Source organism: Enterobacter sp. K16B, assembly GCF_020216105.1.
Classification (GTDB): domain Bacteria; phylum Pseudomonadota; class Gammaproteobacteria; order Enterobacterales; family Enterobacteriaceae; genus Enterobacter; species Enterobacter sichuanensis.
The window spans coordinates 58,171-72,350 of sequence record NZ_JAIWJZ010000006.1 but is presented as its reverse complement, the minus strand read 5'-3'; the positions used below and the strand labels follow the sequence as shown (position 1 = coordinate 72,350).

Genomic DNA, 14,180 nt, shown 5'->3' with positions numbered 1-14,180 from the left:
CTTACCCGGCCTACATTGTGCCAGGCTATCAATCAGTTGCATATTACATTGTAGGCCCGTGCAAGCGTAGTGCCGCCGGGCGAAACACATAAAATGCACGTTGTCTGCTGTCTGAAGTGATGGAGTACTACGCCGAAGACGCGGCACTGGTGGTCAAGCCCGGCATGACTGTTAAAGGCAAAGAGAACATCCGCAGCGCGTTTATTGCCATCTCTGATTATTTTCAGGACCAGTTAACGGTCGAACAAGGGGAGATGCAGGTGATCGAAGGTGGGGGGAACGCCCTCGTTATCATGGAAACCGTTCTGCGTTTTCCTGATGGTCAGGGCGGGATAACGGAAATATCCCGCCGCGCGACCTATGTTTTTCAACAGGAGCACGACGGTCGCTGGCTTTGTACTATCGACAACTCCTATGGTACGTCGCTTCTGGATACGGCGAACGTTACCTAAGATGCTGTCAAAATCATTTCACGCGCGTAACGTAATACCGATTTTATTTCTCCGGCCGGGATATCAGCAAGGCCCAGGCCACGTAACAGGAATATGCCTTCTACAGCGAGGAATGCATGCCGCACATTCGCCATTTCCTCCCCTTGCTCTCGCAGCGGTTCGAGGAGCGAATGATAGAGGTTGCGAACGGGCTCCAGCATGCCTGGCGCATGTACAAGCGCCGTGATAAGAAACGCCGCCATTTGTGTTACAGCATCCTCCTCCTCCAGTGCTTCCTCGATGTGCGCAAGAATCCATTGTCGTGGTCCTGCTGGGGTGTCCGTAAGACGCCGACGAACTGCCTGCTGAAAACGTGTCACTTCGCGTTCAAGCACGGCGTATATCAGGCCATCTTTTGATGAGAAGGTATACACAAGGCCGCCTTTACTGATACAGGCTCGTTCGGCAACTGCATCAAGCGTAAACACGCGTCCTCCCGACTCAAGGATGAGGCTTTCGGCGGCATCCAATACCTGCTCACGATCGATTTCTTTTTTGCGCGTCACAATTTCCCCTTGTTTTATTCGACTGATCAGTCGCATAATATTTTCGACTGTCCAGTCAGATTAACATTGCAAGCGTTGACCGACAAGAATGCAATGTGTTCACTCCCTGATAAACCTTTGAAAGGCAAGAAAATGCATAAATTATTACCTTCTGCAGCACTCGCACATTTTGTGATGAAAGTGAACGACGTCGATGCCAGCTACGCATTTTACCAGGGGCTGGGCCTGCGTGCGCTCGACAAGTTTCCGGGCATGGCGATTATTGAGTTACGCGGCGGTACCCACCTGTTACTGACCGAAAAAGACGCTCCCGATACACAGAGTCTGCATATCAGCCGCATTGGTCAGCGGCCAGATTTTGCTCCAGAAAAAATTGATCTCATGATTGAAGGCCATTCGAGAACGGAACTTGAGACATATCGAAACGGGCTGATCGACAAGGGATACTCTCCTCAGCAAATTGCGAAGGAGATGCTGTTTGGACATCATTATTTTTCCCTGCTGGATCCGGATGGAAACGGTATAAGTTTCTACACCAGCCACTGTAGCCAGCAGCCTGTTTAAATCGGTTTTAGTGTGCGAAGTGCTCCGGCAGTGCTTCGCTCTAATACGTTCAGACACGCCCCACTAAATTTTGCCCCAACCTCTCTCGCACATCTGGTGTATTGTTTTTAAACAATAACATCCATTAAAGGACACCTGCGCAATGATCAACATCCTCGGCAAAACCACCTCCATCAACGTGCGTAAAGTGCTCTGGACCTGTGAAGAAGCAGGACTCGAGTATCAACAGGAAGATTACGGCAGCGGTTTTGCCTCGACAGAAACGGATACCTTTCGCGCCCTGAACCCCAACGCCATGGTGCCGGTGCTGATTGATGGTGATTTCGTGCTGTGGGAGTCCAACGCCATCTGCCGTTATCTGGTGCGCAAGGCCGGACGTCACGATCTGCTGCCCGCAGAACCGCAGGCCTGTGCCAACGTTGAGCGCTGGATGGACTGGCAGGCAACAGAATTCAATAACGCCTGGCGCTATGTCTTCCCGGCGCTGGGGCGTAAAAACCCGGACTTTAACGACCCGGAGCGCATTGCGGCGGGGATCCAGGAGTGGAACCACTGCGTCACCATTCTGGAGAATCAATTGCAGCGCACCGGTGCCTTTGCGGCGGGCGAGACGTTTACCCTTGCGGATGTGGTGCTTGGGCTGTCGGTGAATCGCTGGAAAATGACGCCCTTTGATAAGCCAGACGTGCCCGCGATTGAGGCCTGGTTTGAACGTCTCAACCAGCGCCCGGCGTTTTTGCGCCACGGCAATAACGGCATGATATAAATCTTACTGTCAGAATGAATATCCGCAGCGAGGCTGTTTTATTTAATTACGAAACCCTGATTGTCGTCAGAGGGAATAATAATTAAGCCATATCCTGGACAGCCCGTTGCACCGCTTTGCTAGCCTGAATAGTCAGGCAAAGCTCAACCCGGAGGTATTCTTGCTGATTAAACTCAAGAAAGAACGAACGCACCAGGAGGATCGCCGGCTTGCTCTCTGGCTGGCGACCTCTGCAGGTTTGCTGAACGCCATCGCCCTTGGGGCATTTGGCTTTTTCCCCTCACACATGACCGGCAACACCTCGCAATTATCCAGCGAAGTCTCTTCCACCGACCTGAGCGATATTATTTTCTTCGGCTCGATTATTCTCTCTTTTGTGGCCGGCGCCATTATTGCGCGAACGATCGTGATATGGGGCATTATCCATAATGTCAGGCTGGTTTTTTGCCAGATCCTGTTTGTCGAGGGGATATTACTGACCGGCGTCTCCTTCTACGAGATGTATTTTCATGCCCTCACCAGCAACCGCGAGATTATTCTTTTTCTCTGCTTTCTGATGGGCATTCATAATTCCACCTCCACGCAGCTTTCCGGCGGTCGGGTGAGATCAACGCATATTACCGGCACGCTGACGGACGCGGGGATCGCCCTGGCCTCTGTCATGGTGGCGATGCTCCGCAGGGATTACTCCAAAGATACGGCGGCACAAAAAAGTCAGTTGAAAACCCACTTAACCACCCTTTTCTCGTTTATTTCCGGCGGTATCGTGGGGCTTATGTTGTTCAGGTGGATTGGCTTCAACGCCATGTTGATACTCGGGGGGATGCTCACCGTGGTCGCCACCGTCTCAATTATCACTGTCTCAACGCGCGTTCGACGGGTTCGTGCTTCCGTCTGAGTGCTGCAGCTGCCCCAGCAGACGCTGCATGTTGTCGTCACAGGTGATGCCCTCCGGCCGGTTGCTGAGACTGGCAACCAGCGTCAGCAGCTCTTTACGGTTTTCCTCAAGCTGCTTCTGCATCGCCTCTATCTCCGCAATACGCGTCTTAAGGGACTGGATCAGGCCCTCATGATCCCAGCGCTGTTGCGGCTGCGGCAGGAAGCGACGTATTTGCTCGAGGGTAAACCCGGTACGCTGCGCATTGTCGATGATGTTCAGCAGCGTTGCCGCATCGGTGGAATAGGCGCGGTATCCGTTCTCCTGCCTGACCGGGCGCGGCAGTAAACCTTGCGCCTCATAGAACCGAATGCGCGACGGGGCAATGCCCGTCATTTTCGACAGTTCGCCAATTTTCATTTCGTTCACTCTGGCATATTGACCTTAAAGTTTACTTTAAGCTTAAACTTTTTATACGGTCAACCGGATCGTCATCTCATCAGGGAGCTAAAATGCAAACTATTCTGGGCGCCAGCGGGCAAATCGCCCGTGAACTGACCCGCGAACTCAAACGCGGCTACACCGACGATATCAGGCTGGTCAGCCGCCATCCGCAAAAAATCAACGACAGCGATGTCACCGTTTCGGCCAATCTCCTCGATGCCGGGCAGACGCAGAACGCGGTTAACGGTAGCGACACAGTCTACTTTACTGCCGGTCTGCCGCCTGATTCCGCGCTGTGGGAACGTCAGTTTCCAGCCATGCTGGAAAATGCCCTGGAGGCCACACGGCAGGCGGGTGCAAAATTCGTCTATTTCGACAACACCTATATGTACCCCCAGAACGCGGTGCCGCAGACAGAAGAGACGCGCTTTGCCCCCCGGGGACGGAAAGGACAAGTCCGGGCAGAAATGGCCAACCGTGTGCTTGGTGAAATGCAACGGGGTGACATTCCCGTGCTCATCGGTCGCGCTCCTGAGTTCTATGGGCCCGATAAAACGCAGAGCTTCACCAATACGCTTATTATCGACAGGCTGAAGCAGCATAAGCGTCCGCGCGTTCCGGTCCGTGACGACACGCTTCGCACCCTCATCTGGACGCCGGATGCCAGCCGAGCGCTTGCCCTGCTGGGCAATACCCCTGACGCCTTCGGCCAGACGTGGCATTTACCCTGCTGCGACGAAAGGCTGACGTACCAGCAATTCGTCGCTCTCGCCTGTGAGATCTTCGGACAGCCAGCGGACTACGCCATACTCGGCAAGCTGGCCTTCGCCGCGACAGCGCTGTTTTCGCAGGGCGCCCGTGAAATACGGGAGCTGTTGCCCAGGTACGACGAGGACAACCTGTTTGATTCGACGAAATTCAAACGCCGATTCCCTGAATTTGCCGTCACCACCTACCGGCAAGGGCTGGAGGAAATCTGGCAGGAGTGGCAACGCAAAGCGGCGAAAACGGCGTAATTTTTGCCTCTCCGCCCTGCGAGCGGCTTTAAATTCGTGACAACGTCACATTTCAATCTCTTCTTTAGGACTATTCTGCCCGCCTCACAATCAGGCCTTATGCCATAAGGCCTGACCTGATGTTGCCACTAGTTTCATAGGGTTACTGATTTTCCCCCTTCGCTGGAACCCTTCCCAAACGCTTGCTATAGGACATCTACCCCTGCCGAAACATGGCATAACAACAGGCAACCGGTGGTTGCTATAACGCATGCGCACAGGGAGACACACCGCAATGCACCCATTACTCAAACGTTCGCTGCTGTTTGTCGGCGCCATTCTGGTGGTCCTCGCCCTCCTCGTCTGGGGTATTGGGCTGGAGACAATCAGAGCGCGCCAGGTAGACCTGCTCTATCTCGGGCAACAGCACATGATTCTGGTTTTCTCGTCGATGTTTTTTGCCCTGCTGGTGGGTATTCCGGCCGGGATCCTGCTGAGCCGCCCGGCGGCGCGGGGGATCGCCGAATACGTGATGCAAATCTTCAACGTCGGCAATACGCTGCCGCCGCTGGCCGTACTGGCGCTGGCGATGGTGGTGATTGGCATCGGCGATACGCCCGCCATTATCGCCCTGTTCCTCGCCTCGCTGCTGCCGATTGTGCGCAATACCTACGCCGGGCTGTGCGCGGTCCCGGCGTCGTTACTGGAAGCCGCAAACGGGATTGGGATGACCCGATGGCAGCGTCTGCGTCAGGTTGAACTGCCAAACGCCTGGCCGGTCATGCTCTCGGGGATCCGCATCGCCACCGCCATTAACGTCGGTACCGCGCCGCTGGCGTTCCTGATTGGCGCCAGCAGCTACGGCGAGCTCATTTTCCCCGGCATCTATCTGAACGATTTCCCGACCCTGATCCTCGGCGCGGCGGCCACCGCTCTGTTCGCCCTGATCCTCGATAGCCTGCTGGCGGCGCTGGGTCGCGTGATGAGTCCCCATCTCCCCCGATAACAATAACAAGGAGTTTGTATGAGACTGATTTCCTGCCTGGCGGCGCTGTGTGCCGCGGCGCTGTTTACCGGTCAGGCGATGGCGGCCCCGCTGATTCTGGCGACCAAGAGCTTTACCGAGCAGCATATTCTCTCGGCGATGACCGTGCAGTACCTGCAAAAGAAAGGCTTTCAGGTGCAGCCGCAAACCAATATCGCCACGGTAATTTCCCGTAACGCGATGATTAACAAGCAGATTGATATGACGTGGGAGTATACCGGCACGTCATTAATCATCTTTAACCACATCAACAAGCGCATGTCGCCGCAGGCGTCTTACGAGACGGTGAAACGCCTGGACGCGAAACACGGTCTGGTATGGCTCAAGCCCGCCGACATGAACAACACCTATGCCTTCGCCATGCAGCGTAAGCGCGCCGAGGCGGAACATATCAACACCATGTCAGAGATGGTGGCGAAAATTGAACAGGTCCGTAAAACCAACCCGGACAAAAACTGGCTGCTGGGTTTAGACCTGGAATTTGCCGGGCGCAGCGACGGCATGAAGCCGCTGCAGGCGGCCTATCACATGACCCTGGACCGCCCGCAGATCCGCCAGATGGATCCCGGTCTGGTCTATAACGCGGTGCGCGATGGTTTTGTTGATGCAGGACTGGTCTACACCACCGACGGGCGCGTGAAGGGCTTTGACCTGAAAGTGCTGGAGGATGATAAAGGCTTCTTCCCGAGCTATGCGGTTACCCCGGTGGTGCGTAAGGAGACGCTGGAGGCCAACCCGGGCCTGGAAGAGGCGCTCAACACCCTTTCCGCCCAGCTCAATAACGACGTTATCACCGAACTGAACAAGAAGGTGGATATCGACCATCAGTCACCGCAGCAGGTCGCCCGAGATTTCCTGCGTAGCAAACAGTTGCTGTAGGAGGCGCTATGGAGACGATTCACTACATTCTCGATAACTGGGACTACCTGCTGACCCTGACGCTGCAGCATCTGTGGCTGGTGGCGCTGGCCGTGGGCTTAGCCATTCTCATCGGCGTCCCGCTGGGCATTTTGATTGTACGTCACAAGTGGCTGGCGACGCCGGTGCTGGGACTCGCCACTATCGTGCTGACCATCCCGTCTATTGCCCTGTTTGGCCTGATGATACCGCTGTTTTCGCTGATCGGTCAGGGAATTGGCGCCCTGCCCGCCATCACGGCGGTGATTCTCTATTCGCTGCTGCCGATTGTGCGTAACCCCCACACCGCGCTCGACAGCCTGCCGCCGGGCCTGCGCGAAGCCGGGCGCGGTATCGGCATGACCTTCTGGCAGCGCCTGCGCTGGGTTGAAATTCCGATGGCACTGCCGGTGATTTTCGGCGGGATCCGCACCGCCGTGGTGATGAACATCGGCGTGATGGCGATTGCCGCGGTGATCGGCGCGGGCGGTCTCGGCCTGCTGCTGCTCAACGGTATCGGCGGAAGCGATATTCGCATGTTGATTGCGGGCGCGCTGATGATTTGTCTTTTAGCGATTGTGCTCGACTGGCTGCTGCACCGTCTGCAGGTGGTTCTGACTCCAAAGGGGATTCGATAATGATAAAACTGGAAAACCTCACCAAACACTTTTCACAGAAGCACGGCCAGACCTTCAGGGCCGTCGACAACGTCAACCTGAACGTGCCCGAAGGGGAAATGTGCGTCCTGCTCGGCCCGTCCGGCTGCGGGAAAACCACCACCCTGAAAATGATTAACCGTCTCATCACCCCCAGCAGCGGGACGATCCTGATTAACGGCGAAGACACCAGCGGCATGGACACCGTGACCCTGCGCCGCAACATTGGCTACGTGATCCAGCAGATTGGCCTGTTTCCGAACATGACCATTGAAGAGAACATCACCGTCGTACCGCGCATGCTGGGCTGGGACAAAGCGCGCTGTAAAGCCCGCGCCGAAGCGCTGATGGATATGGTGGCGATGGATCCGCATAAGTTTCTCCACCGCTATCCGCGCGAGATGTCCGGCGGGCAACAGCAGCGCATTGGCGTCATTCGCGCCCTGGCGGCAGATCCTCCGGTACTGCTGATGGATGAACCTTTCGGCGCGGTGGACCCGATCAACCGCGAGGTGATCCAGAACCAGTTCCTGGAGATGCAGCGCAAGCTGAAAAAAACCGTCATGCTGGTCAGCCACGATATCGATGAGGCCCTGAAGCTTGGCGACCGTATCGCGGTATTCCGGCAGGGGAAAATCGTCCAGTGCGCCAGCCCGGATGAACTGCTGGCGAAACCGGCGAATGAGTTTGTCGGCTCGTTCGTCGGCCAGGACCGCACCCTGAAACGCCTGCTGCTGGTCTCCGCGGGCGACGTGACCGACCAGCAGCCGACCATTACGGTACGCGGCTCTACGCCGCTTCCGGAAGCCTTTGCCACCATGGATGATAATGACATTCGTGCCGTGACGGTGGTCGATGAGCACGGCAAACCGCTGGGCTTCGTGAAGCGTCGCGAAGCGCGTAACGCCAGCGGTACCTGCGCCGATATTCTGCATCCGTTCCGCATGACCGGCAAAGCGGAAGATAACCTGCGCGTGGTCCTGTCACGTCTGTATGAGAGCAATACCAGCTGGATGCCGATTGTGGATGAGGACGGGCGCTACAACGGCGAGATTTCCCAGGACTATATTGCTGAGTACCTGAGTTCCGGCCGTACGCGTCGGGCGCTGAATATTCACAGCGACAGCTAACCTTTCCGGCCGGGCTTTGCCCGGCTTTTTCGCACGCAGACCTTTTGCTAACCCCGCGATTTCCCGCCACAATATCGTATCGTCCCCGTTTAATTACGACTCATGCAACGTCTTCATACGTATCCCGACATCCGCGCGATGTTTCGTCGACTGCTGATTGCCTCCGTCACCGGCGTGCTGGCCGCGCTGGCCGTTGCGGTGTTCCGTCACAGCATGTACCTGCTGGAGTGGCTGCTTCTCAGCAACGACAGCGGCAGCCTGGTGAATGCTGCCGCGTCGCTCTCTCCCTGGCGGCGTGCGCTGACGCCCGCACTGGGCGGGCTGGCTGCCGGGCTGCTGCTCTGGGGATGGCAACGGCTGACCGCCCAGCGGCCTCATGCGCCCACCGATTATATGGAAGCGCTGGAGACGGGCGACGGCCAGTTTGATTACGGCGCCAGCCTTGTGAAATCCCTGGCGTCGCTGCTGGTCGTGGCCAGCGGCAGCGCCATCGGGCGTGAAGGGGCGATGATCCTGCTCGCCGCTCTCGCCGCCTCCTTCTTTGCCCGGCGCTTTACGCCCAAATCCGAATGGAAGTTATGGATCGCCTGCGGTGCCGCCGCCGGGATGGCCAGCGCTTATCATGCGCCCTTAGCCGGCAGCCTGTTCATTGCAGAGATCCTGTTCGGCACCCTGATGCTGGCCTCGCTCGGCCCTGTAGCGATCGCCGCGGTCGTGGCGCTTCTCACCACGCAGCTCCTCGCACCGGGCGCGGGTACGCTCTACGCCGTGCATCTGAGCGGTATGCTCACCGCGGCGGATTATGGCCTGCTGGTCGCCATGGGTCTGCTGGCAGGGCTCTGCGGACCGCTGCTGATGTGGCTGATGGACTTCAGCCACGGGCTGTTCCTGCGTCTTAAACTTTCTCCGCCGTGGCAGCTGGCGCTCGGCGGTTTGATCGTCGGGCTGCTGTCCCTCCTCACGCCTAAGGTGTGGGGGAATGGCTACAGCGTGGTTCAGGCTTTTCTGCTCGCCCCGCCGGTCCTGACGGTGATTGCCGGGGTGTTTATCTGTAAATTGCTGGCGGTGCTGGCCAGCAGCGGCTCAGGAGCGCCGGGCGGGGTATTTACGCCCACGCTGTTTGTCGGCATGGCGACAGGCATGCTTTTCGCCCAACTCTTCGCGCTGTGGTTACCGGGGTCTGAAACGGCGATTTTGCTGGGGCTGGCGGGGATGGCAACGCTGCTCGCCGCCACCACCCATGCGCCTATTATGTCGGCGCTGATGGTCTGTGAAATGACCGGACAATATTTTTTACTGCCCGGTTTGCTGGTCGCCTGCGTGCTGGCGTCCGTGCTGTCGCGAACGTTACGCCACGACTCGGTCTACGGTCAACACGCCACCGAGGGCCGAGAGATCGATGTATTGCGCTAACTCGCGCTGTTCGGCGCGGGGCAGATAAGGCAATTCTCCCACCAGCGGCCCCGGTAGCTTGGTGCTCAGCACGTCGATGATTTCAGCGTAGTGCGCCAGGCCCGGGTTGATCCGGTTTGCCACCCAGCCAATCAGCGGCAGGCCGTCATTGGCAATCGCCTGCGCGGTCAGCAGCGCATGGTTGATGCACCCTTCCTGGATACCCACGACCATAACCACCGGAAGCTGTTCCTGCACCACCCATTCAGAGAGCGGACGCAGGTCATTCATCAGGCTGCGCCAGCCGCCCGTGCCTTCAACCACCACGTGATCGACCTTCTCGCTGAGGTTCGCCAGCCCGTCGGACAGCAGCGGATAATTGATCATACCGCTGTGCGCCACGCTGCTCTCCTCTTCGCTCAACGCAACAGGATTGACCGCGTGATAAGGCAGTTCCAGTGACGAGACGCTTTGCAGTACCAGGGCGTCTTTATTACGCAATCCCTCTGGCGTCTCTTTACTCCCTTTTGCGACCGGCTTGTACCCTGCCACGCGTTTACCGCTTGCTGCCAGCGCCTGCAGCAATGCGCGGGATACGACGGTCTTGCCGACAGAGGTATCTGTACCAGTAACAAAGAAACGCTTAAGCATGACTCACTCCACCTCTTGGGTATGCTTCGAAAATATAAACCAGGTAAATAATTCAGTGGAGGAAGTCTACGGGATGCGTGCGCTACCCGGCTTGAGATAGCGCAATTTTTCTTACATCTGCGGAAAAGAGTTAGCCCTGCAGCAGGCGAATCAGCAGCGAGCCGTTATACATGGCGTCCTTGACCAGCGCTGCGCCGGCCATCGTCCCCTGGTTGGAAAACTGGGTGCTTTCTACCGCAATATTTTTGCTGTACGCAGGGAGCGACTGCTGGTGAATGCAGGCCGAGATCGCCGGGAACAGGATCTCCGCCGCCTGGCTGAGCGGCGAGCCAATGAGGATTTTTTGCGGGTTAAAGAGGTTCACCATGATGGCCAGAATGCGGCCCACGTTATTCCCCACGCCGGTAATGATGTCCTTCGCCAGCAGATCGCCCTGGCGCGCCGCGGCGCAGAGTGAATCTACCGTCAGGGGTTGTCCGTGCAGCGAAGAGCTCATGGACTGGCCGAGCCTTACCTGCGCCAGCTCCAGCACGCTTTCCACGCTGGCAATGGTCTCCAGACAGCCGTGGTTGCCGCAATAGCAACGCTTACCGTACGGGTCGACCTGAGTATGGCCAATCTCCACCAGGCTGCTGCTGCCAGCGTGGAGAAGACGCCCGTCGGTGATCACGCCCGCCCCGACGTTATGGTCGATGACCACCTGAATCACATCCCGCGCACCGCGCGAGGCACCAAACAGCGCCTCCGCCATTGTCCAGGCGCTGATGTCATGCTGAATATAGACCGGCACGCCGGTATGGTTTTTCAGCACTTCACCCAGCGGCATCTCTTTGACGTCGTCGTAAAACGGCATGCGGTGAACAATGCCATTTTCGGTATCAATGATGCCCGGCATGGTGATGGCAATCGCCGTTAAGCGTTCCAGCCGCTGCTGATGACGGATAAAGAAGCGATCGATATGCGACACAATCGACTCGAGGAGCGGTTGCTCAGCATTGAGCGGCAGCTCAAGCCGGTCTTCCACCACCAGCTTGCTGCTCAGATCCCGCAGGGCAAGGAAGATCTCCCCCCGGCTGATGCGCAGTGACAGGTAGTGCCAGGCTTCCGTCTCGACCACCAGCCCGACTGCCGGACGGCCACGGCTGCCCGGCTCCTGAATTTCCGTTTCCTGAACCAGGTGCGCTTCCAGCATTTCGCGGACAATCTTGGTGATACTGGCAGGTGCCAGTTGTGCCAGGCGCGAAAGATCGATACGCGAAACCGGACCAAGCTGATCAATCAGGCGATATACCGCGCCAGCGTTGGTCTGCTTAATCTGATCAATGTGCCCTGGCTGACTATCAGCAACCACCTCGTACTCCCTTATTTTCGAGCATCGAAATAAACTTTTGGCTATGGTGAAGCACTTCCATGGCCGGCGTCAAATATTTACTTAGCCATGTGATTTACCGCACGTTTTTACCCCCTTTTGCCACAAAATCTCGCCCCGATGAGGCGTTAATGAGCTGCTGTTTGAAACGCTGTGCGGCATGACTCTGTTCACGATGTTTTGACCAGACCAGCCACATCTCTGACACGGCATCCTCTTGCGCGAGGGGAACCCAGCGCATTTCGCGCAACTGTACCCGCTTAAAGGAGGCCGGAAGAATAGAAACCCCCAGCCCGGCGGCGACCAGGCCAATAATGGTCATTGCCTCCCCCACTTCCTGAGTTATAACCGGGGCAAGATCGTAGCGGCGCATCAGCCCCAGGATATCGTCATACAGCCCCGTCCCGACCTGCGGGTCAAAAAAGACAAACGGCTCTGTTGCCAGTTCGGCCAGTGAAACCGTCGGACGCGAGGCCAGGGGGTGATCGTGAGGGATCATAGCCATCAGCGGCTCGCGCAGAATCACCTGCCATGCCAGCGTGTCCGGCAGTTGGGTATTACGCATCAACCCCAGATCCAGCGTACCTTCATTGAGCGGCGCGATCTGCTCGCGGGTATTGATTTCACGCGTCTGAATATGAACATCGGGGAAATGGCGGCGAAATGACGACAAGGTCTCCGAGACGGCGCTGATAAACGGTGCGGAGGAGGTAAAGCCAATTCGCAGTTCCCCCGTCTCACCGAGATACAGCCGATCAGCCCGGGCGGCGGCATCCTCAACCATATTCAGGATCTGTCGGCTGTCGACAAGAAACTGTTTCCCCGCCGCCGTCAGGCTCACGCTGCGGTTGGTGCGGGCCAGAAGACGCGCTCCGACCTGCTGCTCCAGGATCTGAATCTGCTGGCTTAAGGGCGGCTGAGAAATATTCAGCCGTGCCGCCGCACGGCCAAAATGCAGCTCCTCAGCGACAGCGACAAAATAGCGAAGGTGACGCAGCTCGATATTCATATTTTTAAAGTATCATTTGAGATTATTAATATATTAGACAGAATATTTACATTTTCCTACCCTGAAGGTGTGGTCATACCCGTCACCAGAAATCACGGGGATGTTTAAGCAAGGAAACTGTGTGAGTCGTACAACTACGATTGGTATCGATCCGGCAAGCGATATCAATGATTTACCTGCAGCATCGCAGCCGGTTCAGTTCATTAAACGTGGTACCCCCCAATTTATGCGCGTCACGCTGGCGCTCTTTTCAGCCGGTCTGGCAACCTTCGCCCTGCTCTATTGTGTTCAGCCGATCCTGCCCGTGCTTTCGCACGAATTTGGCGTATCGCCTGCCAGCAGCAGCGTATCGCTTTCCATTTCAACCGCTATGCTGGCGATTGGCCTGCTCTTTACCGGCCCGCTGTCCGACGCCATCGGCCGTAAACAGGTAATGGTGACCGCCCTGATGCTGGCCTCGGTCTGTACGTTGCTCTCAACGATGATGACCAGCTGGCACGGCATTCTGGTGATGCGCGCGCTGATTGGACTATCGCTCAGCGGGGTGGCGGCAGTCGGGATGACCTACCTCAGCGAGGAGATCCACCCGAGTTTTGTGGCGTTCTCGATGGGGCTTTACATCAGCGGGAACTCGATTGGCGGCATGAGCGGACGCCTGCTGAGCGGGGTTTTCACGGACTTCTTTAGCTGGCGAATTGCGCTGGCGGTGATCGGCTGTTTTGCGCTGGCATCCGCACTGATGTTCTGGAAAATTCTGCCGGAGTCGCGCCATTTTCGTCCAACCTCGCTGCGCCCAAAAACGCTGTTTATCAATTTCCGCCTGCACTGGCGCGATAAGGGACTGCCGCGCCTGTTCCTGACCGGCTTCCTGCTGATGGGCGCCTTCGTTACGCTGTTTAACTATATTGGCTATCGCCTGATGCTTTCTCCGTGGCATCTGAGCCAGGCGGTGGTGGGTTTGCTTTCCGTGGCGTACCTGACCGGCACCTGGAGTTCGCCGAAAGCCGGGGCGATGACCGCACGCTATGGGCGCGGTCCGGTGATGCTGTTCTTCACGGCGGTGATGCTCGTTGGCCTGCTGCTGACCCTCTTCTCCTCCCTGTGGCTGATTTTTGCCGGCATGCTGCTCTTCTCCGCAGGGTTCTTTGCCGCCCACTCGGTCGCCAGCAGCTGGATTGGCCCGCGCGCACGGCGTGCCAAAGGACAGGCATCGTCGCTGTATCTGTTTAGCTATTATCTGGGTTCCAGCATCGCCGGGACGCTCGGCGGCGTGTTCTGGCATCACTACGGCTGGAACGGCGTGGGCGGCTTTATCGCGCTGATGCTCTGCGCGGCGCTGCTGGTGGGGAGAAGTCTTCATAAACGTCTGAGGTGACACGCTAGCGGGA

At 57.2% G+C, this 14,180-nt stretch carries 16 protein-coding genes; 11 read left to right on the top strand and 5 right to left on the bottom strand.

Annotated elements, in window-relative coordinates; genetic code table 11:
- The first annotated feature begins 119 nt into the window (after positions 1-119).
- Positions 120-452 (top strand): YybH family protein, encoded by a 333-nt coding sequence (locus LDK53_RS01775; protein ID WP_225283767.1) that lies wholly within the window; start codon positions 120-122, stop codon positions 450-452.
- Here the strand turns inward: LDK53_RS01775 and LDK53_RS01770 are convergent.
- Positions 449-1,033, bottom strand: coding sequence for a TetR/AcrR family transcriptional regulator (locus LDK53_RS01770; RefSeq protein WP_225283753.1), 585 nt, complete (start codon positions 1,031-1,033; stop codon positions 449-451). The genes LDK53_RS01775 and LDK53_RS01770 overlap by 4 nt on opposite strands.
- A gap of 96 nt (positions 1,034-1,129) precedes the next feature.
- On the opposite strand from LDK53_RS01770, the gene LDK53_RS01765 reads away from it, so the two are divergent.
- From LDK53_RS01765 to LDK53_RS01755, 3 genes are all read left to right on the top strand, one after another.
- Positions 1,130-1,561 (top strand): VOC family protein, encoded by a 432-nt coding sequence (locus tag LDK53_RS01765; protein ID WP_225283736.1) that lies wholly within the window; start codon positions 1,130-1,132, stop codon positions 1,559-1,561.
- 142 nt (positions 1,562-1,703) lie between these two features.
- On the top strand, positions 1,704-2,327 hold the full coding sequence (locus tag LDK53_RS01760) for a glutathione S-transferase family protein (protein ID WP_225283734.1): 624 nt from the start codon (positions 1,704-1,706) through the stop codon (positions 2,325-2,327).
- A 160-nt stretch (positions 2,328-2,487) separates the two neighbouring features.
- The gene (locus tag LDK53_RS01755; protein WP_225283732.1) at positions 2,488-3,225 is read left to right on the top strand and encodes a YoaK family protein; all 738 of its coding nucleotides are present in this window, start codon (positions 2,488-2,490) and stop codon (positions 3,223-3,225) included.
- Here the strand turns inward: LDK53_RS01755 and LDK53_RS01750 are convergent.
- Entirely contained in the window at positions 3,190-3,624 is a 435-nt protein-coding gene (locus LDK53_RS01750) for a MerR family DNA-binding transcriptional regulator (RefSeq protein WP_025758628.1), read from the bottom strand. The two genes, LDK53_RS01755 and LDK53_RS01750, sit on opposite strands and share 36 nt — an antisense overlap.
- Positions 3,625-3,716: 92 nt before the next feature.
- Between LDK53_RS01750 and LDK53_RS01745 the strand changes: the two genes are divergently transcribed.
- From LDK53_RS01745 to clcB, 6 genes are all read left to right on the top strand, one after another.
- Positions 3,717-4,664, top strand: coding sequence for an NAD-dependent epimerase/dehydratase family protein (locus tag LDK53_RS01745; RefSeq protein ID WP_225283730.1), 948 nt, complete (start codon positions 3,717-3,719; stop codon positions 4,662-4,664).
- Between the two features lie 274 nt (positions 4,665-4,938).
- Positions 4,939-5,649, top strand: a complete 711-nt coding sequence (gene osmY, locus LDK53_RS01740) for an osmoprotectant ABC transporter permease OsmY (RefSeq protein WP_059385289.1) — start codon at positions 4,939-4,941, stop codon at positions 5,647-5,649.
- Positions 5,650-5,667: 18 nt separating this feature from the next.
- On the top strand, positions 5,668-6,567 hold the full coding sequence (gene osmX, locus LDK53_RS01735) for an osmoprotectant ABC transporter substrate-binding protein OsmX (protein WP_095451405.1): 900 nt from the start codon (positions 5,668-5,670) through the stop codon (positions 6,565-6,567).
- A gap of 8 nt (positions 6,568-6,575) precedes the next feature.
- The gene (gene osmW, locus LDK53_RS01730) at positions 6,576-7,223 is read left to right on the top strand and encodes an osmoprotectant ABC transporter permease OsmW (protein ID WP_225283728.1); all 648 of its coding nucleotides are present in this window, start codon (positions 6,576-6,578) and stop codon (positions 7,221-7,223) included.
- Positions 7,223-8,371 (top strand): osmoprotectant ABC transporter ATP-binding protein OsmV, encoded by a 1,149-nt coding sequence (gene osmV / locus LDK53_RS01725; protein ID WP_059385287.1) that lies wholly within the window; start codon positions 7,223-7,225, stop codon positions 8,369-8,371. The genes osmW and osmV overlap by 1 nt, the downstream gene beginning before the upstream one ends.
- A 102-nt stretch (positions 8,372-8,473) precedes the next feature.
- Positions 8,474-9,784, top strand: coding sequence for a voltage-gated ClC-type chloride channel ClcB (gene clcB / locus LDK53_RS01720; protein WP_126801182.1), 1,311 nt, complete (start codon positions 8,474-8,476; stop codon positions 9,782-9,784).
- Here clcB and bioD read toward each other — a convergent pair.
- The 3 genes from bioD to LDK53_RS01705 all read right to left on the bottom strand — a co-directional run bounded on the left by bioD (position 9,719) and on the right by LDK53_RS01705 (position 12,792).
- On the bottom strand, positions 9,719-10,414 hold the full coding sequence (bioD, locus tag LDK53_RS01715) for a dethiobiotin synthase (protein WP_025758621.1): 696 nt from the start codon (positions 10,412-10,414) through the stop codon (positions 9,719-9,721). The genes clcB and bioD overlap by 66 nt on opposite strands.
- 130 nt (positions 10,415-10,544) lie before the next feature.
- Positions 10,545-11,765 (bottom strand): sugar metabolism global transcriptional regulator Mlc, encoded by a 1,221-nt coding sequence (gene mlc, locus LDK53_RS01710; protein ID WP_025758620.1) that lies wholly within the window; start codon positions 11,763-11,765, stop codon positions 10,545-10,547.
- A gap of 94 nt (positions 11,766-11,859) precedes the next feature.
- Positions 11,860-12,792, bottom strand: a complete 933-nt coding sequence (locus LDK53_RS01705) for a LysR family transcriptional regulator (RefSeq protein WP_225283726.1) — start codon at positions 12,790-12,792, stop codon at positions 11,860-11,862.
- Positions 12,793-12,913: 121 nt separating this feature from the next.
- Between LDK53_RS01705 and LDK53_RS01700 the strand changes: the two genes are divergently transcribed.
- Positions 12,914-14,167 (top strand): MFS transporter, encoded by a 1,254-nt coding sequence (locus tag LDK53_RS01700; RefSeq protein ID WP_225283724.1) that lies wholly within the window; start codon positions 12,914-12,916, stop codon positions 14,165-14,167.
- Positions 14,168-14,180: the final 13 nt, after the last annotated feature.

Coding starts and splice junctions, on each gene's coding strand:
- LDK53_RS01765 (WP_225283736.1), top strand. CDS start 1,130: ATGCATAAATTATTACCTTCTGCAGCACTCGCACATTTTGTGATGAAA.
- LDK53_RS01770 (WP_225283753.1), bottom strand. CDS start 1,033: ATGCGACTGATCAGTCGAATAAAACAAGGGGAAATTGTGACGCGCAAA.
- osmY (WP_059385289.1), top strand. CDS start 4,939: ATGCACCCATTACTCAAACGTTCGCTGCTGTTTGTCGGCGCCATTCTG.
- bioD (WP_025758621.1), bottom strand. CDS start 10,414: ATGCTTAAGCGTTTCTTTGTTACTGGTACAGATACCTCTGTCGGCAAG.
- osmV (WP_059385287.1), top strand. CDS start 7,223: ATGATAAAACTGGAAAACCTCACCAAACACTTTTCACAGAAGCACGGC.
- LDK53_RS01750 (WP_025758628.1), bottom strand. CDS start 3,624: ATGAAAATTGGCGAACTGTCGAAAATGACGGGCATTGCCCCGTCGCGC.
- LDK53_RS01760 (WP_225283734.1), top strand. CDS start 1,704: ATGATCAACATCCTCGGCAAAACCACCTCCATCAACGTGCGTAAAGTG.
- LDK53_RS01705 (WP_225283726.1), bottom strand. CDS start 12,792: ATGAATATCGAGCTGCGTCACCTTCGCTATTTTGTCGCTGTCGCTGAG.
- clcB (WP_126801182.1), top strand. CDS start 8,474: ATGCAACGTCTTCATACGTATCCCGACATCCGCGCGATGTTTCGTCGA.
- osmW (WP_225283728.1), top strand. CDS start 6,576: ATGGAGACGATTCACTACATTCTCGATAACTGGGACTACCTGCTGACC.
- osmX (WP_095451405.1), top strand. CDS start 5,668: ATGAGACTGATTTCCTGCCTGGCGGCGCTGTGTGCCGCGGCGCTGTTT.
- LDK53_RS01775 (WP_225283767.1), top strand. CDS start 120: ATGGAGTACTACGCCGAAGACGCGGCACTGGTGGTCAAGCCCGGCATG.
- LDK53_RS01745 (WP_225283730.1), top strand. CDS start 3,717: ATGCAAACTATTCTGGGCGCCAGCGGGCAAATCGCCCGTGAACTGACC.